1 protein-coding gene is annotated in these 24,096 nt (G+C 71.8%); it reads right to left on the bottom strand.

The window, feature by feature from the left end:
• Positions 1–40: 40 nt before the first annotated feature.
• Positions 41–24,049, bottom strand: a complete 24,009-nt coding sequence (locus WS92_RS05445; RefSeq protein WP_059931974.1) for a non-ribosomal peptide synthetase — start codon at positions 24,047–24,049, stop codon at positions 41–43.
• Between the last annotated feature and the right edge of the window lie 47 nt (positions 24,050–24,096).

Raw genomic sequence — 24,096 nt, 5'->3', positions numbered from 1 at the left:
GCGCGCGGGCCGGCCCCGAAGGGCCGCCGCGCGGCCGTGTTCAGCGCCCGGATCGGACGGTCTGCCATGCCGTTCGCGAGTCCAGGGTCCGGTCGATCAGCGCGTCGATGACCGACGCGTAGAGATCCTCGTCGAAGGCCTGGGCCTGCCCGCCGTCCGCGCCGTCCGCGCCGCCGCCGTCGCCCGCGAAACGTCCCGTGTCGGGCTCCGCCGGGACGCGCCAGTACGAGGCTCCAGCGAACGGATAGGTCGGAAGATGGACCCGGCGCGGCCGCGCGGCCGCGCCGTCGTACAGACGCGCCCAATCGACCTGCGCGCCGTCGCGCCAGGCGCGCGCGAGCGCGGCCGGATCGTCCCGCTCGAGGAGGCGCCGCGCATCGACGTCGGCCTGCGCCGCGCCGCGCAAGCCGCGCGCACTGGTGTCGGCGCCGGCCGCATCCTCGCGCGCGAGCCAGGCGCGCAACTGGTCGAGCGCCGCCTCGACGCTGTCGGCGACCCAGGCGGCACGCCACGACATCGGCTCACGCCCGGTTTGCAGCGTGAACGCCAGATCGGTGAGCGACACGCCGGCGCCGTCCGTCTCGAGGTGATGCACGAGATCGGCCACCTTCCGATGCAGGCGATCGGCGCTGCGAGCCGACAGCACGAGGATCGCGGGCCCCTTCGCGAGCGGCGCCGGGACGTCGCGGCGCGTGGGTGCCTCGGTCACGATCACGTGCGCATTCGCGCCGCCGGCGCCGAACGACGACACGCCCGCGATGCGCACCGGCCGGCCGCTGCGCGACACGCGCGGCGCCCAGTCGGCGAGCTGCTGCTGCACACGCAACGGTGTGCGGCCGAAATCGATCTCCGGATTGCCCTCGGCCGCATGCAGCGACGGGACCAGTTGGCGATGTCGCAACTGCAACAGCACCTTTGCGACGCCGGCGAAGCCGGCCGCGCTCTCCAGGTGGCCGATGTTCGACTTCACCGAACCGATCGCGCACGATGCGCCCGCGCCGCCCTGCTCGCCGCCGAACACGTCGGTAAGCGCCGCGATCTCGATCGGATCGCCGAGCGCCGTGCCGGTGCCGTGCGCCTCGATGTAGCCGATCTCGGCTGGCGTCACGCCGGCACGTTCCAGCGCGCGGCGCAAAGTGTCCGATTGCCGGACCGGACTCGGCACGGTGTAGCCGAGCGTCTTGCCCCCCGCGTTGATCGCGCTGCCCTTCAACACGCCGTGGATCGCGTCGCCGTCGGCGAGCGCCTTGCGCAGCGGCTTGATCACGAACGCGCCGACGCCTTCGCCGTCGACGAAGCCGTCCGCGCCGGCGCCGAACGCCTTGCAGCGATCGCCGCGCGAGAGCATCGTCATCGCGCACAGCCCCTGGTACTGGACCGGATCGACGATCAGGCTGACCCCGCCGACGATCGCAACGTCGCACGAACCACATTGCAGGCTTTCGAGCGCCGTGTGCAGCGCCGTCAGCGACGACGAGCAGGCGGTATCGATCGCCATGCTCGGCCCGGACAGATCGAAGCAGTACGAAACCCGGTTGGCGATCGACCAGAAGTTCGGCTGCGCGTTGTAGGCGCCGTTCATCGCGCCGACGAACACGCCGACGCTGCCCGCCTCGCTGAGGCCGTGCGGCGTGTAGCCGGCATCCTCGATCGCGCGGTACGCCTCCTCGAGGAACAGGCGTTCCTGCGGATCCATCTTTTCCGCGTCCTTCGGCGAAATCCGGAAAAACAGCGAATCGAAACGGTCGATGCCGTCGAGGAAACCACCCCAGCGCGTATAGATTTTCCCCGCCTTGCCCGGCTCGGGATCGTAGTAGTCCTGCCAGCGCCAGCGCGACGGCGGGACTTCGCCGATGCAGTTCACGCCGTCGCGCAGATTGCGCCAGAATGCCGCGAGGTCGGGCGCGCGCGGAAACCGGCCGCTCATGCCGATGATCGCGACGTCGGTGTCCGCGATGCCGTCGTCCGCGTCCGCCGGGACGGCGGCGCGGCGCTCGCCGGGTTCGGCCGCGGGGCCGGCGGCCGAACCCGCGGCGTGAGCCGGAACCCGAGCGGGTGGCGCGGCGCCCCGCACGTGTCCGAGCAGCTTGTCCCGTTCGGTGCGCAGCAGATGCTCGGTCAGCGCGCGGACCGTCGAGACCCGGAACAGCAGCGGGCTCGTGACGTCGTCGAAATAGCCGCGCAACTGCTTCGTCAATTGCACGACAAGGATCGAGTCGAGTCCGAGCGCCTGGAAATGCTCGTCGGGCGTCAGTTCGTCGGCGTCGAGCTTCAGCGTGTCTGCGACGAGCCGCTGCACGAACGCAAGCGCGGCGTCGAACAGCGCGCCGTCCGACGGCGGCGACGCCGCGTCGTCCGGAGCGTGCGCGCGCGGCGCCGGTTCGCCAAACGCGGCGAGCGCCGGCTGCGTTTCAGACGCAGCCGCATCGCGTGACGCGGCTGCCGGCTGCGTCACGCGCACCACGCCGTCGCTCTCAAACACGATGACCTGCTGCCCCAGCGCATGCTGTTCGCGCGCGGGGAACGCCAGTGCGCGCAGCCCCTCGGCCGCGCCGAGCGAGGCCCAAGTATCGGGCGACAGCGCGGGGCCGCCGGAAATCCGCAGCTCGGGATCGGCGCTGAGCCACCAGCCCGGCAGCAGACCGAACGTGACATGGCCGAGGACGTTCACCTCGCTGACCTCGTTGACGACCGCGATGCCGAAGCGGTGCAGCGTCGCCTTCAGATGGCGCAGGGTGTCGCGCATCGACGCAGTCGCGTGCAGCACATTGGTCGCGAGCACCACGTCGTAGCGATCCTCGCCGATGCCCTGTGCCGCCGGCGCCTGCTCGATGTCGAAGCGCCGCGTCCTCAGGTACGGATGACGCTCGCCATAGCGCGTCTCGCCATGAATCAGGAAGGCCTTCGAGACATCCGTGTAGCCGTACTCGGCGATATTCGCGCGCCACGGTTCGAGCCGGCGCAGCAGGCCGTCCGTCGAGCCGCCCGTGCCCGCGCCGATCTCGAGCAGGCGCAGTTGCACATCCGGCTGCATCCTCACCCGCGCCTCGACGTAGGCGGCAATCACCTCGCTCTGCACCGCGTTGAAATGGTCGGACACCGGGTTGTTCCGGTAGATGCGTTCGACGCGCGACATGCCGCCGTCCGGAAACATCACATCGGTCGCGGCGACGCGGCCGCGCAGGATCTCGCCCAGCGCGCGCAGGCACGATTCGAGCAGTTCAAGCTGCGCGACACAGCCGGGGCTGCGCTCATGCTCGTCGGCGAGCCGGCGCCAGTCCTGCCATAGCGCGTCGAGCGAGTCCTCCGGCGCGCGGCACGACAGCCTGTCGCCGTCGGCGGCCAGATGACCGGCCGCGACGAGCAGCCGATGGCTCTGCGCGAGCCACTTCGCATAGACCTCGGCATGCGGCGGCGCGCAGGCGCGCAGTTGCGCGTCGAAACGGCTTGCCGGGACGCTTGCGCCGCTCGTGGGAGCGAGCGAGGCCTGCTGCAGCGTCGCCAGCATCAGCCGCTCGACGAGCGCGCCGGCGCGGCGCCGGAACGTCAGCGTCTCGCGGCTCAGCGCATCGAGATCGGCCGCAGGCGTCGCGCGCGGCGCGAGCCGCCCGGCCGCGACGGCCGGAATCGTGCGCGGATAGCGGCGAATCACCGTGGCCGGATCGTAATGGCGCGCAGCGATCGGCCGGGCCGTCTTCACGTAAGCGACCTGCACGCCGGGCCGCGCGAGCAGTGCGTCCACCGCGCGCAGACCGTCCTCGGCGCCGATCGAATCGAGACCCGAGGCCAGCGCGCGCTCGCGGTGACGCCCGCCGGCCACGATGCCGACGTCGCCCCAGTAGCCCCAGTTGATCACCTTGACGTCGCAGTCCAGCAGCGTGCCCAGCTTGCGCGCGTAGCCATCGGCAAAGGTGCAGCCGGCCACGTAGTTGCTCTGTCCGGCCGAGCGCGAGAACGCGTTCAGCGACGAGAAGAACAGCACGAAGTCGAGCGGTTCGCGCGCGAACAGCGGGTACAGATTCACGCACGTCTTCAGCTTGGCGTCATAGCCGAGGCGGAATTGCGCCTCGTCCATCTGCGCGAGCGAGCGATCGGCCAGCACGATCGGCGCGTGCACGATGCCGTGCAGCCCGCCGAAACGCTCGACGATCTCGGCGTGAGCGCGCTTCAGCGCAACGGGGTCGGCCGCGTCCACCTGCAAATAGGTGACGCCGCCGCGCCCGAGCGCCGAGAGCGCGCCGAGATGCGCGCGGATCTCGTCGTTCGGCGCGCGCCGGCCGAGCCAGACGATCTGCGCGCCGAAACGCTCGATCATGCGGCGCGACCAGGTGCGGCCCAGCCCGCCCGCACCGCCGATCACCAGATAGACGCCGCCTTCGCGATACGCCGGCTCGGCGCTGCCCTCATCGACGACGCGCGCGAGACGCTGGCGATACCAGCGGCCGTCGCGATGCACGCGCACGTCGCCGTCGGCATCCGCCGTCGCCGCCAGATGCGCGTCCAGCCCGCCGAAGAAACGGCCATCGTCGCCGGCCGGCGCATCGATGTCCCAGTGCCGCACCGTCCAGTGCGGATACTCGTGCGCCACCGCGCCCGCGAGACCGACGATGCCGGCATCGGACACGTCGGTGTGACCGCCGCCAAGCGCGTGCAGGTTGCGCGTGACCACCGTCAGCGCGAGCGGCGCGCTGTCGAATCCGGCGTTGATCAGCGTGCCGAGCAGCCGGAACAGCGGCAGGATGCCGCGCGATTGGCGCGCGACCAGCGCGTCGGGATCGAGGCCCGGATCGTCGCCGCCGGCGCTGATCCAGAGCAGATGCGGCGCGGCCGCCGTCCCCTTACGCGAGCGCAAGACGCGGTGCAATGCGTCTTCCGGGCCGTCGAGGCCGTCGAAGCAGACGACGGCGCGCGTGCCGCCCAGCGCGGCGCGCACCGCGTCGTCACCGCCGAACACCCACAGCTCGCCGGGTCCGGCCGGCCATGCCGCATCGTGCGCCGTCACGGGCAGCGGCTCCCAGACCGGGCTCAGCGTGACCTCGCCGACGGGCAGCAGGCCGTCCGCGCACGCGGCCGCGAGTTCGCGCGGCGCCGGTGCGGGTTGCTTGCGCGTGTGAAGCCCGCGCAGCTCGATCGCGATGCGCCCGTCGGGCAACGCGATATCCATGTCGACGCTCGCTTCGCCGTCGCGGCCCGGACGAATCCACGCCCACAGCCGCGACGCACGCGGCGGCCGCACGATTCGCATTTCGTCGAGCGCGAACGGCAGGCTCGCCTCGCGCGGGCCGCGATCGATCGCGAGACCGATCACGGCCTGCCAGGCGGCGTCGAGCAGCCCGGGATGCAGCCGGAACGCGCCGGCGCCGTCCGCGAGCCCGGCCGGCAGCACCAGTTCGGCCAGCACGTCGTCGCGACCGAGATAAAGCCTTTCGAGCCCGCGATGGCCGGGCCCATACTCGATGCCGACCTCGCGATAGCGCCGGTAGCAGGCCTCGGCCGGCATGCGCGTGCCGTCCCGCTCGCCGCGCATCCGCTCGAGGTCGAGCGCGCGCGCGGGCAGCGGCCCGGTCAGCGCGATCTCGCCCTCGCCGCAGGCGTCGTCGCCGGTGCCGGTGCCGGTGCCGAAGCTGAAGCGCCACGCGCGCGCGGCGCTCCCGGCCGACAGGTTCATCACCACGCCCGGACGCGCCGCGTCCCAAACGAGCGGCCGCGACCAGACGACGTTGCGCAGCACGGCACCGCTTTCACCGTGCTCGCCGGTCTCGCCGGCAGCGAAGCAGGCCGCCGCCAGCGCCATTTCGAGACTCGCGACGCCGGGCAGCAGTCGCTGCCCCCGCACGCGGTGATCGGCCAGGAAAAACTCGTCGCCGCTGAAGGTGGCGGCAAAACGCCGCGCACCCGCCTCGGCCGGCAGTTCGCGGTGCAGCAGCGGATGCAGCGTGGCCGGCGCGGCAACGGCGTCGACACGGGCGGCCCCCTCGGCCGCCGTCGGCTGCGCGTCGGGCAGCCAGTAGGGCTTGCCGGCAAACGGATAGGTCGGCAGGCTGATCCGCCGGCCCTGCGCGGCGAGCGCGCCGCGCCAGGTGTCGATCTCGCCGTGCGCCCACGCATCCAGCTCGCGCGGCACCTCGGCTGCGAAGCCGCCAAGGCTGCGATAGGCAGCGGCAAGTTCGGCCTCGTGACGCGCGGCGCCGGCATGGCCGACGGCGATGCCGTGCGCGGCCAGCGCCGCCGCGTCGCCGCCCGCGCCGGCGCGCGCCAGCTTGCGCCGCACTTCGTCGAGATCGGCTGCGACGAACGCGAGCCGGCACGGATGTGCGTCGCGGCCGCGATCGAGCGTGAACGCGAGATCCTGCAGCGACGGCACGGCGGCCGTCGTCGACGACAGCCAGCCGTGCAGCGCGTGAACGATCGCATCGAGTTCCGCCGGCCGCCGCGCGGACAGCCCGATCGCAACCGGGCCCGGCGCAGACCGTGAGGCACCGCGCGCGGCCGCCGGCAGGTAGGCGTCGGCCGCGTCGAGCACGATGTGCGCGTTCGAGCCGCCCAGCCCGAAGCTGCTGACGCCGGCGCGCCGGCGCGACGCGGGCCAGTCGCGCGTCTCGCGAACCAGCTCGAACGGGCTGCCGGCGAGCTCGAGATACGGATTCGGCTGCTTCAGGTGCGGATTGCCGGGAATCCGGCCGTGCCGGAGCATCAGCACGGTCTTGATGAACGCGGAAATGCCGGCGGCGGCCTCGAGATGACCGATGTTCGCCTTGACCGAGCCGATCGCGCAATGTGGCGCCGCGCAGGGCCGGCCCTCGGCCAATTCGGCGAACGCGCGCACCAGCGCCTTGATCTCGATCGGGTCGCCGAGCGCCGTGCCTGTGCCGTGCGCCTCGATGTAGCCGACGCTGGCGGGATCGATGCCCCCGCGCCGGTAGGTATCGACGATCAGTTCGCGCTGCGCGTCGGGGTTGGGCGCCGACGGCGAGCTCGCGCGCCCGCCGTGGTTCTCGCCGCTCGCGACGATCACGGCGTCGAGATGATCGCCGGCGGCGATCGCCTCGGCCGCGCGCCTGAGCACGACGACGCCGACGCCCTCGCCGCGGCCAAAGCCGTCGGCGCTGCGATCGAACGTCTTGCAGCGCCCGTCCGGGCTCAGCATGCCGGCCGCCGCCGCCGCCTCGGTAACGGCCGGGTTCGCGATCACGTTGACGCCGCCGACGATCGCGATCTCGCAATTGCCGCCGGCAAGGCTCTCGCAGGCGCGGTGGATCGCGACGAGCGAGCTCGAGCACGCGGTGTCGATCACCTCGCTCGGGCCGCGCAAGTCCAATTGGTAGGACACGCGGTTCGCGATCATGAAGTGCGCAAGGCCGAGATGGCCCGCCGATTCGGCGCCGATCCGGCTCAGCCACAGATCGCGGTAGTCGCTCGTCGTCACGCCGACGAACACGCCGACGCGCCGCTTCGCCAGATCGCCGATCCGATAGCCTGCATCCTCGACGGCGCGCCATGCGCATTGCAGGAACTGACGGAACTGCGGGTCCATGAACTCCGCCTCCATCGGCGTCAAGCCGAAAAATTGCGGATCGAAGCGCTCGATATCGTCGACGAAGCCCCCTTCGAGCGGTGCGGCCGCCCCGCTCGACGACGTGGCGCGCAGCCCCGCCACATGACCGATCAAGTCGCGATTGTCGACCAGGTTGCGCCAGAATTCGCCGGGCGTATTCGAGCCGGGGAAGCGGCAGCTCATGCCGATCACGGCGATGTGCTCCCGTGGCGTGGCCGCGCCGGTCCGCGGCCCGGGTTCGACGGATGCCGCCGCTCCGGCGGCCTGCGCCGGGCGTGCCGGGCGAGCGATGAGCGCGGCCAGCGTTTCGGGCGGCAGGTCCGGACGGGCGTGCGCGAGTTGCTCGGCCAGCGCGCGAAGATCTGCGCATTCGTAGAACAGCGTCGGCCGCACATTGATCGACAGCGCATCGCTCAGCATCGCGGCGAGCGCGATGATGTCGAGCGAGGCGAGGCCGAGCCGTTGAACGCTGCTGTCGGCCGCGACGGCCCGCGCGCTGTTGCCGCAACGCTCGGCGACGATCGCCAGCAGCGCGTCGAGTAACGGCGGCTGCGGGTCGGCGTCGGGCTTCGCCGCCCGCACCGAATCGCTCGCCGGCGAGACATCCGCCGCGACTTCGGCTTGCGCCGGCCGGCCGCCGAGATGCGCGGCCAACCGGTCGAACTGCGTCTCGACGAGATGGTCGGCGACCGCGCCGAGCACCGGATATTCGAAGAACAACGTCGGCTGCAGAGTCAAGCCGATCCGCGCGCCGAGATCCTGTGCGAGGCCGATCAGGCTGATCGAGTCGTAGCCGAGATCGAGGAACAGCGCGCCGTCGTCGATCTTGGCGGCGTCGATGGCTTGTTGCGCGGCGACGGTCGCCCTCAGCGCGTCGAGCACGGCCGCACGAAGCTGCGTCGGCTCCGGCGCCGAATCGCGGGTGGAACCGGCGCAAGCTCCGCGGGCCGCGAAATCGACGTCGGCGGGTTCCCGCGCCGCTCGCCCTGCGGCAGTCCCGGCGTCGGCCGCGGCCAAGGCGAAGCGAGCGTCGAGCGCGCGCACGATGCGGTTGCGATCGACGCCCGGCGCGACCAGCAGCACGCTGTCCTCCGGCGTCGCGACCGGGCACGCGTTCAGCACGGCATCGAGCACCGCGAGACCCTGTGCCGTCGTCAGCGCGTCGAGTCCGGTTCGCTCGCGCATCATTGCGCGCCGGGCCGGCGCCATCGCCATGCCGCCGTCGAGCCAGAGCGGCCAGCCGATCGCGAAACTGCGGCCGCGCCGCGTCCCCGCGAGCGCTTCGCGATTGCGGCGCACGGCCAGCCGGCCGAGGTAGGCGTTGGCGACCGCGTAGGCGGCCTGCCCCGGGCTGCCCAGCGCCGACAGCGACGAGAACAGCACGAAGCACTTCAGGTCCAGGTCGCGCGTCGCATGGTCGAGATTCGCGCCGCCGTGCAGCTTCGAGGCAAACACGGCCCCCGCGTCGGCCGCGCTGCTGTGCCGCAGGTAGGCGTCGTCGATCACGCCGGCGGCATGGATCACGGCGTCGAGGCGGCCGTGCTTCGCCATGATCGCGGCCACGGCGCGCTCCACGTCACGCGGGTTCGCGACGTCGACCGCGAGCGTGTCGAGCCGCGCGCGCGCCGCGCCGGCCGTCGCCGTGAACGCCGCCCATCCCGCCGGATCGATACGGCGCCCGCTGATCGTGACGCGCAGCCCGCGCCGCGCCAGATCGTGCGCCACATGTCGCCCGATGCCGCCCATCCCGCCGACGAGCCAGACCACATCGCCCGCTTCGAGCGGACGCACGGCGAGTGCGCCGCCGCCGCGCTCGCCGGCCGCCGCCCGATCCGGCAGCGCGGCCGTCGCAACGCGGCGCGCCTGGCGGCCGCCATCGAGCGCGACGCGCACCTCCGGCTCGTGCGCGTCGACGTGCAGCAGTTCGCCCCGCAAGCGCTCGCGATAGGCGACGGCCGACGCATCGGCAATGCCCGCCGCAGCGTAGCGCACGGTCTTCGCCGCCACGCGGCCGTATTCGAGCGCGGCCGTCGCGGCGAGCGCCTGCAGGCTCGGCATCACGTCATCGTGCGACGCATCGGGAATCAGCATGAGCAGATGCGCGTCGCGCGCACCTGCCGCATCCGCAATCGCGCGAATCGCCTCGAAGGCCTGCCGGTACGCGTCCTCGATGCGGCGGGCGCGCGCCGGACCGTCGTCATCGCCCGCGCCGGCCTCGCACGGCAGCCGGCACAGCCGCGCCGCCGGATCGAGTTCGCGCAGCCAGGCGTGCAGCGCCGCGTCGTGATCCGGCGCAATGAACAACCTGTCGACGTCCGCGCCGGCGCGTGCCGGCGCGGCGGCCGACAGCGGCGCGTCGCACCAGCGTGACGTGCCTGTCGTCACCGGGACGGCGGCGCGCTCAACGGCGCCTGTCGCGTCCGGGCGCTCGCCCGGCAGCCAGGGCCGCACCGAATAGCCGCGCAACGCCGTCGCGATCCGCCCGTCGGCATCGAGCAGATCGATGTCGTAGCGTTCAAGCTTCGCGCCCGTGCCCGACACGCGGCGCACGTGGATATAGCCGGCGTCGGCGGGCCGTGCGTAATCGGTCACGCTGTCGATACCGTACGGCAGACGATGTACGCCGGTCTCGCCGCGCGCCGCGATCCACATCTCGACGGCGCCGAACGCCGCGCTCAGGATCCCCGGATGCCAATGGAACGGCTCGCTGCGCCCGGCCGGCAGCCGGTACGCGGCCAGCGCCTCGTCGACGCCGAGCCGCAGCCACGTCATCACCCGGAACGGCTCGCCGAACGACGAGGCTCCCTCGACGAGCGCGGCCAGCGCGTCATGGTCGAGACGCTCGGTGGCGCGGCGCGCGATCGCGTCGACATCGACGTCGACCGCGGCGAGCGCCGCATCCGGCGCCGGCTCCCAGCGCCCCACGAAGTGCAGGACCTGTTCGCCGCCCTCGCGCGTGCTCGCGACGCGGCAGCGCCGCTCGGCACCCGCATCCACCCACGTCGTGACGGGGGCGGGCCGCGCGCCGTCCGGCAGGTCAGGGACCTGGTACGGCGCAAGCCAGACGAGCTCGCGCAGCACGCCGCCGGGCGCACTCGCGCGCGCATTCACGTAGCGCGCCATTTCGAGGTAGCACGCGGCCGGCAGCACCTTCATGCCGGCGATCCGGTGGCCGTCGAGAAAGAACTCGGTGCCGTCGAATTCGCTGCGATAGCGCGGCTCGGGGCCGTCGGCCGCCGCATGCACGAGCGGGTGCGCCGGCGTCGCGCCGCGGCGGCGCCGCGCCGGCGCCGAGCGGCAGCCGCGCATCGCGAGCAGCAGTCGGCCACCGTCGTCGAACACCTCGATGTCGTGGCGCGTGCCGGCCGCGCCGCGCTCGCCGTCGAGGCCGGGGCGTACCCAGACCCAGCTCGGATCGCGCGGCGCGTCGACGATCGTCAGACTGTCCATCGCGTGCGGCACCGGCAGCGCGTCGGGCTCGGCGCCGAGCACGTTGCCGATGTTGGCCTGCAGGGCGGCATCCGTGATGGTCGGCGACAGCAGGTATCCGTCGTCGATCCCGGCCATGCCCGTGCGGCCGACCTGCGCGAGCAACTGGCCACGGTAGCGGTAGAGCTTCTTCAGGCCACGATGGCTCGGGCCGAATTCGATGCCGAGCGCGGCAAACGCGCGGTAGCAATCGGCCACATCGAGTTCCTCGGCTTGACGGCGGAACGCAGCCGGATCGAGCAGGCACGAAGCGCCGGCATCGTCGGTGCGCGCGATCTCGACCAAGCCGCTGCAATGTGTGAGCGCCGCCGCGGCGCCGTTCGCGCCGTCGGGCCGGCTCTCGATCGCGAAGCGAAAGCGCGACGCCGCGACGCCATCGCGATCGAGGCGAACCTCGACGATGCGCGGACCGGCGCCGAGCGACAACGGCTGCCGCCAGATCACGTCGCGCAGCACGACCTGGTCCGTCGCGGGCGCGTCGGGCGCGGCCTGGCGGACCGACCAGCGCGTCATTTCCCAATAGACGACGGCGGGCAGCCAGGGCTCGCCGTGCACGCGATGGTCGCGCAGGAACGGCTCGCTGCCGTCGAGACGACGCGAGAAACGCCGCGTGACACCGTCCGCCTCGCCCGCCTCGAGCGGCGGCCAGGGATTGCGCGCCGGCGCGGGCATCTCGACCCAGTACGATTCGCACGCGAACGGATAGACGGGCAGGCGCACGCGGCAACAACCGCGGCCCGCCCAGCGCGCCGGATCGAGCCGGCCGCCCGCCACGAAGTGGCAAGCCTGCGCGGCGGGATCGGCTGGCGCGCCTTCGTCGGCGTCGCGCGGCGACAACGACGCGTTGGCGTCGCCGTGGAACACCGGCCCTGAAGACGACGGCGACGCCGGCACGCCGGCACGGCAGTGCGCGATGAAGTCCTCGACGCGGCTCGCGACGCAGGCCCAGCGATAGCGCATCTGCCGCCGCCCGACGGCCAGCGTGAAGGCGATGTCGGAGAGCGACAGGTCGCGTGCGGCCTCGCCGGACAAGAACTCGGCCATCCGCGCCAGTTGCCGGTCGAGCTGTTCGCGCGTCTGCGCCGACAGCACGAGCAGTTCGGGCTCGCCGCGCGCGAGCCGCCGGCCCTCGGCTGCGACGGGCGGCGCCTCGGCGATCACCGCATGCGCATTGGTGCCGCTGAAGCCGAACGAGCTCACGGCCGCCATCCGGCGCCGGCCGGGCTCGACGCTCCACGGACGCAGGCGTGTGTTGACGTAGAAGGGGCTGGCGTCCAGGTCGATCGCCGGATTGCCGGATTCGAAGTTGCACGACGGCGGCAGTTGGCGATGGCGCAGCGCGAGCAGGATCTTCAGCACGCCGGCGATGCCCGCGGCCGTCGTGGTGTGTCCGATGTTGGTCTTCACCGAGCCGAGCGCGCAGAAAGCGCGATCCTGCGTATAGCGGCCGAACGCATTGGCGAGCGCGGTGAATTCGATCGGATCGCCGAGCGGCGTGCCGGTGCCGTGCGCCTCGACCATCTGCAGGCCGCGCGGGTCGATTCCATAGCGGTCGTAGACGCCGGTCTCGAGTTCCTCCTGCGAGCGCGCGCTCGGCGCGGTGATGCCGTTCGTGCTGCCGTCCTGGTTGATGCCCGATGCGACGATCACGCCGTCGATGTGATCGCCGTCCGCGATCGCGTCGGCAAGGCGCTTCAGCACGATCGCGCCGACGCCCTCGCCGGGCACGAAGCCGTCGGCCCGCGCGTCGAACGCATAGCAATTGCCCGTGGTCGACAGCATGCCGGCGCGCTGCGCCTGCTGATAGAAGCCGGCCGTGCACTGCACGAACACTCCGCCGCACAGCGCCATCGATATCTCGCCGTTGCGCAGCGCCATGCATGCCATGTGCAGGGCGACGAGCGAGCTCGAGCAAGCCGTGTCGATCGCGACGGCCGGGCCGTGCAGATCAAGAAAATAGGAAATGCGAGCCGGGATGATGGAGACCGCGTTGCCCCAGTACGACTGGATCGGCGGGCGCGCTCGCGTGTCGCTGTCGGGCGCGCCGGGGCCGGGGAACAGCAACGGATAATCGCCGCCCGAGCAGCCGACATAGACGCCGCATCGCCGCTCGCCGCCCGGCTCGCCCGCATACCCGGCGTCCTCGAGCGCCTTCCACGCCTCCTCCAGGAACACGCGCTGCTGCGGATCCATATAGCGCGCCTCGGTGCCCGAGATCTTGAAGAAGAACGGATCGAACAACGACGGATCGTCGAGAAAGCTGCCCGTCTCACAGCGCGCCTCGCCGCCGCCGAGATCCCAGCGCGTCACGGGCCCGATCAGGCTTGTGCCCGACGCGAGGTGGGACCAGAACGCATCGAGGTCCGGCGAACGCGCAAAGCGCCCGCTCATGCCGATGATCGCGATGTCGTCGTCATGCGTCGCGCGCGCGCCGGCACGCGCGGCCCCGCCCGCTTCGGCCGCGCCGCGCGACGCATCGCCGCGCATCGGCCGGGTCGTCCCATGCGCGCGGCTGCGCGGCGCGGGCTCATCCGGCTCGCCCACGCGAACCACGATCTTGCCGATGTTTTCGCGGTCGGCGAGGCGGCGATAGGCATCGTGCACGTCGCGAAACGCGACCACCTTGGAGATCGTCGGACGGATGATGCCGCGCGCCGTCAGCGAGACGAGTTCGTCCCAGTGCTGCGCGATGCGCTGCGGTGCGCGCGCGCCCATGCGCGCGAGATCGACGCTGTAGAAGGTCTGGTTGTCCGACAGCGACGAGAGGTCGACGCTGCGCGCGCTGCGCAGCGAGGTCATCGCGATCTCGACGTAGCGCCCGCCGGGCGCGAGCGAGTCGAGCCCCTTCTGCAACGCGTTGCCGCCGAGCGTGTTGATCACGACATCGACGCCGCCCGGCGCGAGCCGCGCCAGTTCTTGCGCGAAATCGTGCGTGCGATAGTTGATGGCGTGCGCGACGCCCAGCTCGCGCAGATGACGCAGCTTCGCCTCGCTGCCCGCCGTTGCGTAGATCTGCATGCCGTGGTGCATGGCGAGCTGGACCGCGATCAGCCCGGTGCCGCCCGTCGCGGTCTGGATCAGGATCCGCTCGCCGCGCGCCGGCGCGGCCTTGCGGAACGCATCGATCATCGTGATGCCGACGATCGGCAGCGCGCAGGCCTCCTCGAAGGTCCAGCCCGCGGGCTTCCCGAATGCCTGGCCGGCCGAGCAGACAAGCTGCTCGGCATGGCAGCCTTGGCACAGGCAGACGACCTCGTCGCCGGGCCGCAATGCGGTGACGCCCGCGCCCACCTCGATCACGACGCCGGCCGCCTCGTTGCCGGGCACGAACGGATACGGCGGCATGTTCGGGTAAAGCCCTCGCGCGCAAAGCAGATCCGAGAAATTCAGCGAGAACGCGCGCACGGCGACGCGCACCTCGTCGTGCGCGAGTTCGCGCGGCGCGACCTTGGCGATCGACAGGTCCTCGATCTCGCCGGGGCCGTCGATCGTGACCGCGTGGATCGTGCGCGTGCCGTCGGCCGGCGGCACGCGCGGCAGCGGATCGGGCGCGGCGGCCGGCGCCCTCGCGATCGCGCACGCGGGTGCGACATCGAGCGCCGCCGCGCGGCCGGCGCGCGGCGACGGCTCCATCCCGGCCGGCGCCGCAAGCGCCGCGCCGTGCCGTTCGCACAGATGGGCCGCGAGTCGGCCGACCGTGTTGTGATCGAAGATCACGGTGGTCGCGATGCGCAAGCCGAGCCGCTTGTTGAGCCGGTTCACGAGTTGCACGCCGATGATCGAATCGACGCCTTGGTCCGCGAAGCTGCGATGCGGATCAATCTCGTCCACCCCGGCGCGCACGGCGCTCGCGACCTGCTCCCGCACCATGGCCGTCATGCGCTCCAGTGCGTCGTCGGCCACCGGCGCGGCTTGCCGAGCCGGTGCCGGTGCCGCGAGCGCCACTGGCCCCGCCGGCGCACCCGGCACACTCGGCGCCGCCGCCTGCGTCGCGCCGCTCGCCTCGTTCGTCACGCGATGCTGGCCCGCCAGATGAGCGGCGAGGCGCGCAACCGTGTTGTGGTCGAACAACTCGATCGTGCCGAGCCGAATCCCGAAGTACGCATTGAGCCGGTTGGTCAGTTGGATCGCGAGGATCGAATCGAGCCCGATGTCGGAGAAACTGCGCGCCCGATCGATGCCGTCCGCATCCATTCGCAGCACGTCGGCGAGCAGCGCGGCGAGCGTCGGCTCGAGCGCGCCGCCGTCGCGCGCCACGGCCTCGCCGGCCGCGTCATCGCGCTCCGGAGCCGGGCGGCCCGCCTGCCGGCATTGTGCGACGATCACCTGCTGGCCGAGCGGCAGCGCACTGTCGAGCGGGAAATGCACGTCGTCGAAACCGACGCGCTCGAGCTGGCGCTGCCATTCGGCCGGGAACAGGCCCGGACAACCCGGGATGCGCGCCGGCTCGTCGTCGTAGCGCCACCAGCCCTCCAGCAAGCCGAAGGTCAGGTGCGAGAAGGTGCAGTTCTCGCTCATCTCGTTCAGCACCAGCACCCCGCCGTCGCGCATGAACGCATGCGCGTTGCGCAGCGTGCGGCCGATGTTGCGCGTCGCATGCAGGACGTTGGCCGCGATCACGATGTCGTAGCTGCCGAACTTGTCCGCATGCGGATGGCCATTCGCGGGCGGCGCCTCGATGTCGAGGATCGCGGTCTTGAGGAACGGCGCGGCCGGTGCGTAGGTGTCCTCGGCATAGAACAGGAAGGATTTCGACAGATCCGTGTAGCGGTACTCGTCGATATGCTCGCGCCACGGCAACAGGCCCGGCAGCACCTTGCTGCTGGTGCCGCCCGTGCCCGCGCCGATCTCGAGGATTCGCAGCCGCGCGCCCGGCTCGCGCGCCACGCGGTGGCGCACGTAGTCGGTCACCGTCGCGGCGACGCCCTCGTTGAAGTAGTCGGCGATCGGATGATTGCGGTGCACGTTCTCGACCAGTTGCATCGACGAATCGGGAAACATCACCGTGGTCGCCGCGATCCCGCCGCCGAGGATCGCCGGCAGGCTGCGCAGGCACGTGTCCATCAACTCGATGCCGGCGCGCACGCTCGGATGGGCGCGATAGCGGTCGCGCACCTGCGCCCAGGCCTCGTCGGCATCGTCGAGCGCCTGCGCCGCGACGGCGCCCGATGCGTCGATGAGCGCGTAGCGCAGCAACTGCCGGCAACTTTCCTGGTACCAGCGCTCGTAGGCCGCCGCGAGACGGCTGCCCGACGCGGGCAGCCAGGCGCCGTCGGGCGCGCGCCCGACCGGCAGCGCGTCGAGCGCGCCGAGCGCCTCGCGCACCTTCAGCAGCGCTGCGCGCTCGACGGCCGGATCGCGCAGGCCGTTATGCTCGCGCAGCGCGTCCGCACGCCGTGCGAGCGGGCTCGCGCCATGCCGGAGCCGATGCTGCCGGTAATCGGCCGCGGGGGCGCCGCCGTGCGGCGCATCCGCCGCCGGCGGGGTCGTGGCGACTGCGGCGCCGGAGGCGCGCGGACGGGATTCGACAGCCATTTGCCGCATGTGATTGTCCTGCATGAATTGAGCCAGCCGTTGCATCGCGAGTTCAGGTTCGACCGAGCCGACGCCGGCCGCCGCCATGCGGCGACGATATTCAGGCGTCGCGACGACTCCGACACTCCCCCAGTACCCCCAGTGGACGAGCTTGACCGCGCACCGCCACTCGTCCGCCATTGCCAGCGCGTACGCATCCTGGAAGCTGCAGCCGGCCGCGTAGTTCGACTGGCCCGCGGCGTTCGCGAACGAGATCGTTCCGGAAAAGAACAGCATGAAATCGAGGTCGCAGCCGCCGAACGCGCGCGCGAGATTCACGGAAGTCGCGACCTTGGCGTCGAGCGCGCGCGCGAACTGCGCGTCGCTCATGCTCGCGATGCCGTGATCGTCCAGCACGAGCGCCGAATGGACCACGCCGTGCAGCGCGTCCACGCCGAGCTCCGCGAGGCGGTGCCGCGCGCGGCGCAGCGAGGCGAGATCGGTCGCGTCGGCCTGCAGGTAGATCGGCGCGGGGCCGAACGCGCCGAGGCGCGCGATCTCGTCTTCGATCTCGCGATTGCGCGGCTTGCGCCCCAGCCAGACCACGCGGGCGCGATAACGGCGAATCATGGTTTCGGTCCAGGTGCGGCCGATGCCTCCCGCACCGCCCAGCACCACGTAGTGGCCGCCCTGCCGATACAGCGTCGGGCGCGGCGCGGGCGCGGCCGTCTCGACGAGGCCGCGCGCATGCCAACGGCCGTCGCGCCAGGCGAACACCACCTGCTGGCTCGCGCGCGGCCAGCGCGCCAGCGCGGGCAGCGCGGCGAACGCGCTCACATCGAGCAGGCGCACGCGCCAGTGCCGATATTCGCCGGCAAGGCTCTGCGCCAGTCCGATCACGCCGGCGTGGGCCGGTGCGATCGGCTCATCGTCGCGCACTCGTTGCGTGCGCTCGACAATGAAAGTGCAGTCGAGGTCGGCGTGTTCGAAGCCGTGGCGGATCAGCGCCTGCAACCAGCGAAACGCCGCGATCACGCCGTCGCGCTGCGCGTCGATCAGCGCCGCGTCGTCGACGCGCGCGGCCAGCGCCGGCAGCGCGAACACCAGCGCGGCATCAGCGGGCAAGGCCGCCAGCGCCGTGCCGTCCGGCTCCGCGCGCAGCGGCACGTAACGCGCGAGCCGGCCCGCGAAACACGCGGCAAGCGCCGCGGGCGGCGTTTCGCCGATGCCGAACAGCACGACGGGCGTCGTCGAGACGCCGGCCTCGTCCGCGTCGTCGAGCGGGGTCCAGCCGATCGTCAGCGTGCGAAGCTCGGCGGCTGCCGCGGCATCGGCGGCATCAGTATGATCAGTGTGATCGGCCGTCGCCTCGTGCGCCGTCGCGCCCGGCAGCGCGCGCGTGACGAAATGGCGAATCGCGACCAGCAGCGCGCCGGACGCGCCATGTATGAAGATGTCGTGCCGCGCTTCGCGCGCCATCGAGGCCGTCTCGTGATCTTGCACCCGCACCCACACGTCCGCCTCGAGCGGCGCGAACACGTCGACACGCTCGACGAAGAACGGCAGCTTCTGTTCCGCCAGCGCCGCCCGCGGCCACTTCGCGGGATTCCCGCCGTGGCGCCGGACCAGATCCAGCGCGACGCTCGCCTGCAGCGCGCAATCGAGCAGCGCCGGGTGCAACGGGAAGGCGGCGAGCGAGCCGCACCCCGACTCGGGTAAGCGCACGCGGGCAGTCAGTCCGGCGTCGTTCCATCCGGCCTCGACGAGGCCGAGGTAGGCGGGCCCGTACCGAACGCGTCCTGCCGCGATCCAGCGATACCAGTCCGCCCCGTCGATCCGTTGCTCCGCGAGCGCCTGCCGCAGCATCGCCGGCGCGACGCGCCTGGCGGCATCTTCATCGTCGGCGTCGGCGCGCGTGTCGAGCGCGAGCCCGCCCTCGGCGAACACGATCGGCTCGCCCGTTGCGGCATCGACGCCTGTCAGCGCGAACGGGACGGGCGCACGCCAGTCCTGGCCGGGGGAGCGCGCGGCCAGTTCGACGCAAAGCGGCAGCGTCTCGTCGTCGCACACCACCGGCCGCAGCCAGACGACGCGCTCGATGCGCAGGCAGGCCGCGCCAGGCACCGCGGCGTCGGTCATCGCGGCCGCGCGCAGCAGCTCGAAGGTCATCACGGCTGGCAGCACGCGGCGGCCGTCGACGCGATGCTCGTCGAGGTAATAATCGTCGCGCCGCAGCCGAACATGGACCTGCCGCGCGCCGTTGTCGCCAAGCTGCACGTCGAGCTGCAAACCGGCCGGCGCGCCGGCCGCCGGCCGAGCCGCGGCGGCTGTGCGCGGTGCGGCCGGCACACCGGCCACCGCATAGTGCCGGCGCGCGAACGGGTAGGTCGGCAGATGCACGCGGCGCACCGGCGCGCCGGCATGCAGCGGCGACCAGTCGACGTCGTGGCCCTCGACCCACAGAGCGGCCAGCGCGGCCAAGTCGCGACGCGCGAGGCCTTCGGCAATCGCCGGCGCCGCCGCGTTCGCGGCGTCCGGTTCCGGCGCCGCATCGCCGGGCCGCGAGCACGCGATCGCGGCGGGCAGCGCCGCCGTCGCGCCTTGAGCCGCATCGGCATAACGTTCGAGCAGCGCGCCCGCCTCGCGCGCGTCGGCCGCGATGATCGCGAGCCGGTGCCTCATCGGCTGGCGGCCGAGCTGCAGCGTGGCCGCCACCGCGCCGAACGGCAGATTCGGATGCGCGGCGAGGTACGCCGACAACGTGCGCGCCATGATCGGCAGCAGCCGCGGCACGGCCGCCGACAGCAGCACCAGTTGCGGTTCGGCCGCCGGCGCATCGGCATCGCGCGGCGCGACGGGGAGCTCGGGGCCGGCCTCGAGAATCGCATGAGCGTTGGTGCCCCCGAGGCCGAACGAGCTGAGCGCCGCGCGCGGCGGATGCGCCCCCTCGGGCCACGGCGACGCCTCGCGCTGCACGCGCAAGCACGACGCGGCCCAATCGATCGCCGGATTCGGCGTGACGACGTTGATGGTCGGCGGAATCATGCGATGCTGCAGCGCCAGTGCGACCTTGATACAGCCCGCGAGCCCCGCCGCCGTGTCGAGATGGCCGATGTTCGGCTTCACCGAGCCGATCGCGCAGAATTGCCGCGCCTCGGTTCGCTGCCGGTACGCTTCGTCGATCGCCATCACCTCGACGGGGTCGCCGAGCCGCGTGCCGGTGCCGTGCGCCTCGACATAGGCGATCGACGCGACCTCGACGCCGGCCGCGCGTTCGAGCGCGGCGCGAATCACGCGGCCCTGGCCCTGCACGCTCGGCGCGTAGAAGCCGCTCTTCTGCGAGCCGTCGTTGTTGACGGCGACACTGCGCAGGATCGCGTGGATCGCGTCGCCGTCTTCCACGGCCTGCCGCGCGTTCTTCAGCACGATCACGGCAACGCCCTCGCCCGCCATCATGCCGTCGGCATCGGCGTCGAACGTCCGACAATGGCCGGTGCTCGAGAAATTGAGGCCCGGCTGATAGAGGAAGCCGGCATTGGCGTGCGGAAACAGCGTCGACGCGCCGACGATCGCCTGCCGGCATTCGCCCGCGCGCAGGCTCTTGAACGCGGCGTCGATCGCGACCAGCGACGACGAGCAGTTCGTGCCGATATGCATGCTCGGCCCGGTCAGGCCGAGGTGATAGGAGATCAACGCCGCCGTCGAACCGACCTGCGACATGACGTAGGCCAGATATCGGTCGTTGTGCTCGATGTCGGCGGCGTTGTCCAACAGGCTCTGGTAGCCGCTATTGCCGGTCGAGACGAACACGCCGGTCGCATCGAGCCGCCCCGGCGCATAACCGGCATCCTCGAGCGCTTTCCATGCATGCATCAGCAACTGGCGCGACTGCGGATCGGCGAATTCGGCCAGCTTCGCCGACAGCTTGAAGAAATCGGCGTCGAAGCTCGTCTTGCCGGGAATCGTGAAACGCACCGGCACGTAGTCGGGATGGCTCGCGAGGTCCGGCGCGACGCCCGCCTCGTCGAGCGCGGCGCGCGAAAGCCGTTCCGCGCTCTCGCGGCCGGCCAGCAGATTGGCCCAAAACGCTTGATGGTCCGTCGCGCCCGGAAATTCGCACGAGATGCCGATGATCGCGAGGCTGTCGTCGTAATAGTCGGGCACGACGGGGGACGCATCCGCCTCGTTTGCGGCGGCCGCCGCGCGGCCCGCGCCCTGGCTCGCCACCAGATGGCCCGCGATTTCGCGCACCGTCGCAAAGCGGAACAGGTTCGCGGGCGAGAACGCGCAGTCGAACGCCTGCTCGATCGCGCGCGCGAGCAGCACCACGGACAGCGAATCGCCGCCCGCCTCGAAGAAGCCCTGGTCGAGATGCGCCGGCGCGACGCCGAGCACCTGCCGCCAGAGCTCGCGGACCCGCGCCTCGGTCTCGCTCGCGTCGGCCGCGTCGTGCCCGGCTGACGCGAGCACGATCGGCCTCAGGCTCAATGCGCGCCGATCGAACTTGCCGTTGCCGGTCACCGGCAGTTCCGCGAGCGCGACGAAGAAAGCCGGCACCATGTAGTCAGGCAGCTTTCCGGCGACGAAGGCGCGCAAGTCCCGCGTGCGCGCGTCGTCGTGAGCCCCCGGTTTGCGCGCCACGTAGTAGGCGACGAGATGCCGGGTGCCGTTGGCATGCTCGTGCGCGACGACCACGCTCTGACCGACGTCCGGATGCTGGTTGACGGCGGCCTCGATTTCGCCCAGCTCGATGCGGTAGCCGCGAATCTTCACCTGCGCATCGTTGCGGCCGACGTACTCGAGTTCGCCGCGTGCATTGCGCCGCGCCAAGTCGCCTGTCCTGTAGCAGCGTGCGCCCGCGATCTCGACGAAGCGCTCGCGCGTGAGTTCCGGCCGGTTCAGGTAGCCGCGCGCGACGCCTGCGCCGCCGACGTACATTTCGCCGATGTCGCCATCCGCCACCGGCGCGCGCTGCTCGTCGAGCAGCAGCACGTCGAGGTCGGGAATCGGCCGGCCGATCACCGACGCGCTCGCGCCTGCCACGTCCGCGGCCGTCACCGGCGCGTAGGTGACGTGGACCGTGGTCTCGGTGATGCCATACATGTTGATGAGCGCGGGGCGGCTGTCGCCATGGCGCGCGATCCAGGGCGCGAGTTGTGCGAAATCGAGCTTCTCGCCGCCGAACACCACGTAGCGCAGCGCCAGCGGACGCCGCGGCACGCTGCTCTCGGCCGCACGCACAACCGCGTAGAACGCGGCCGGCGTCTGGTTGAAGACCGTCACCTGCTCGTCGGCCAGCACTTCCAGCAGCCGCGCCGTGTCTTTGCGCTGCGCCGCGTCGAGAATCACGAGACGGCCGCCATACAGCAACGCGCCCCAGATCTCCCAGACCGAGAAATCGAAGGCCGCGGAATGGAACAGCGTCCAGACGTCGTCCTCTCCGAAGCCGAACCAGGGGTCCGTGCGGTCGAACAGGCGCAGCACGTTGCCGTGCTCGATCATCACGCCCTTCGGCTTGCCGGTGGTGCCCGAGGTGTAGATCACGTAGGCGAGATCGTCGCGCCGGACCTCGGGTAGCGCGAGGGCCGGCTCGCGCGCAGCCGACGCGGCAATCGCCGCGCCGTCACGATCGAGCACGATGCGCCGCGCGACGGTGGCGACCGGCGCCTCGCAATCCGAGGTCGTGACGGCAAAGCGCGCGCCGCTGTCCTCGCGGATGATCGCGACGCGCTGCGGCGGCGCACTCGGATCGACCGGAACGTAGGCGGCGCCCGCCTTCAGAATCGCGAGGATCGCCGTGATCAACGCCGGCGACGGCGCCACGCACAACAGCACCAGATCGCCGCGCTGCACGCCGCTTGCCGCGAGATGCCGCGCGAGCGCGTCACTGTCGCGGTCGAGTTCGCCGTAGGCGATGTGGCGGCCCGCGAAGCTCAGCGCGCGCCGCGCGGGGTCGCGCCGGCTGCGCGCCGCGAAACGCGCGCCAAGGCTCGCGCCCGCGCAGGCGGCGGGCTCGCGCGTGGCGTCGCCGTGCGGGACATCGGGCGCGCCTGTCTCGCCGACGTCGCCGCGCGCCGTCAGCGCGCCCACCGGCCGGTCCGGATCCGCGAGCGCCTCGTCCAGCACGGCGACGAACGTCCGTTGCAACGCGCGCGCGGCATCGCCCCCGATCACCGCGCTCTTGTACTTGAGGTTCACTGTCCAGGCGTCGCCGGCTTCGACGGCCTCGCACGTCACCGGATACTCGTCGCGCTGAAAGACATCGTCGGCGAATGCGAGCTCGATGGTGTCGGCGAGCCGCTCCGGCAGCGCGCCGATGTCGATCGCATCGCCGAATTTCTGGTAGGCGAACACGGCCTGGATCGACGGCGGCGCACCGGCATGGCGCGGCAGCGCACGCAGCAGTTCGGCGAACGGATACCAATGGTCGAGCGCGCGATAGACGTAGCGCTGGCAGCCGTCGAGCCATTGCGAGAACGGCTGCGCCGGATCGAGGTCGCAAATCACCGGCACGAGATTCGCGAAATTGCCGATGCTCGACGCGAAACCGCTGCCGGGGCGGCCGAGCGTCGGCAAGCCGAGCGTGAAGCAGCGCTTGCCGCGCCAGGCCGACAGCGCGAGCGCGAAAGCGCCCATCAGCAACGTGGACGGGCTCGACGAGCCGGTCTTGCGAAACGCATGGACGCGCCCGGCCAGCGCGCCATCGATCGCAAACGACAGCCGCTCGGTCGCGAACACGGAGGCATCGGCGGCGGCGGGCGCGGGATCGAGCGCCGCGTCGAGAGGCGGCAGGCCGTTCGGGCATTGCATGCGCCAGTAGGCGAGACTCTTGCGCCCCGCCGCCGAATCGAGATAGTCGGCCTCGTGCTTCACGAAATCGACGAAGCTCGCGCCGTCCGGCGCCGCCGACGGCGCGCACTGCCGCTTCATGGCGCGGTAGTCCTGCCAGATCGTCGAGAGCCAGCGGCTGACCGAAGCGCCGTCGCAAACGATGTGATGCACCGCCAGCAGCACGACGGTTTCGCCCGAGGCCGCGACGTGCAGATGGATCCGATAGATCGGACCGTCGTCGAGCGAGAACGGAACGTCGGCGTCGCGCCGCGCGCGCTCGCGGCAAGCCTCGAGCGTCTCGCCGAGATCGAATTCGCGCCACGCGAGTTCGCGGGCGGAGTCGACGCGCTGCACCAGCTCGCGCCCGTCGGCGACGATGCGCACGTTGAGCAGTTGGTGGCAATTCACGAACCGCTGACAAGCGCGCCGGAACAGCGCGCGATCGAAGCTGGCGCCAACCGTGCAGGCGACGGCCACGTTGTAGAGCGGGTCCGCCGGATACAGCATCTGCCGCGACCAGATGCCCCGCTGATTGCGCGACAGCGGTGCCTCGGCGTCGACCATCAGGTGCCGCTTCAGCCATGTCTCGACGTCGTTCCCCGTCAGCGCGCGCGCCGCACCGCCGCCGCCGGAAGCCGCCAGCCCTTTTGCCTCGCTCATCGATTTGCTCCCGTCACGCTCCCGCTTCATCCCACTCTCCCTTGCCC

This window comes from Burkholderia sp. MSMB1588 (assembly GCF_001546925.1).
Classification (GTDB): domain Bacteria; phylum Pseudomonadota; class Gammaproteobacteria; order Burkholderiales; family Burkholderiaceae; genus Burkholderia; species Burkholderia humptydooensis.
This window is presented reverse-complemented; position numbering and strand designations above follow the sequence as displayed.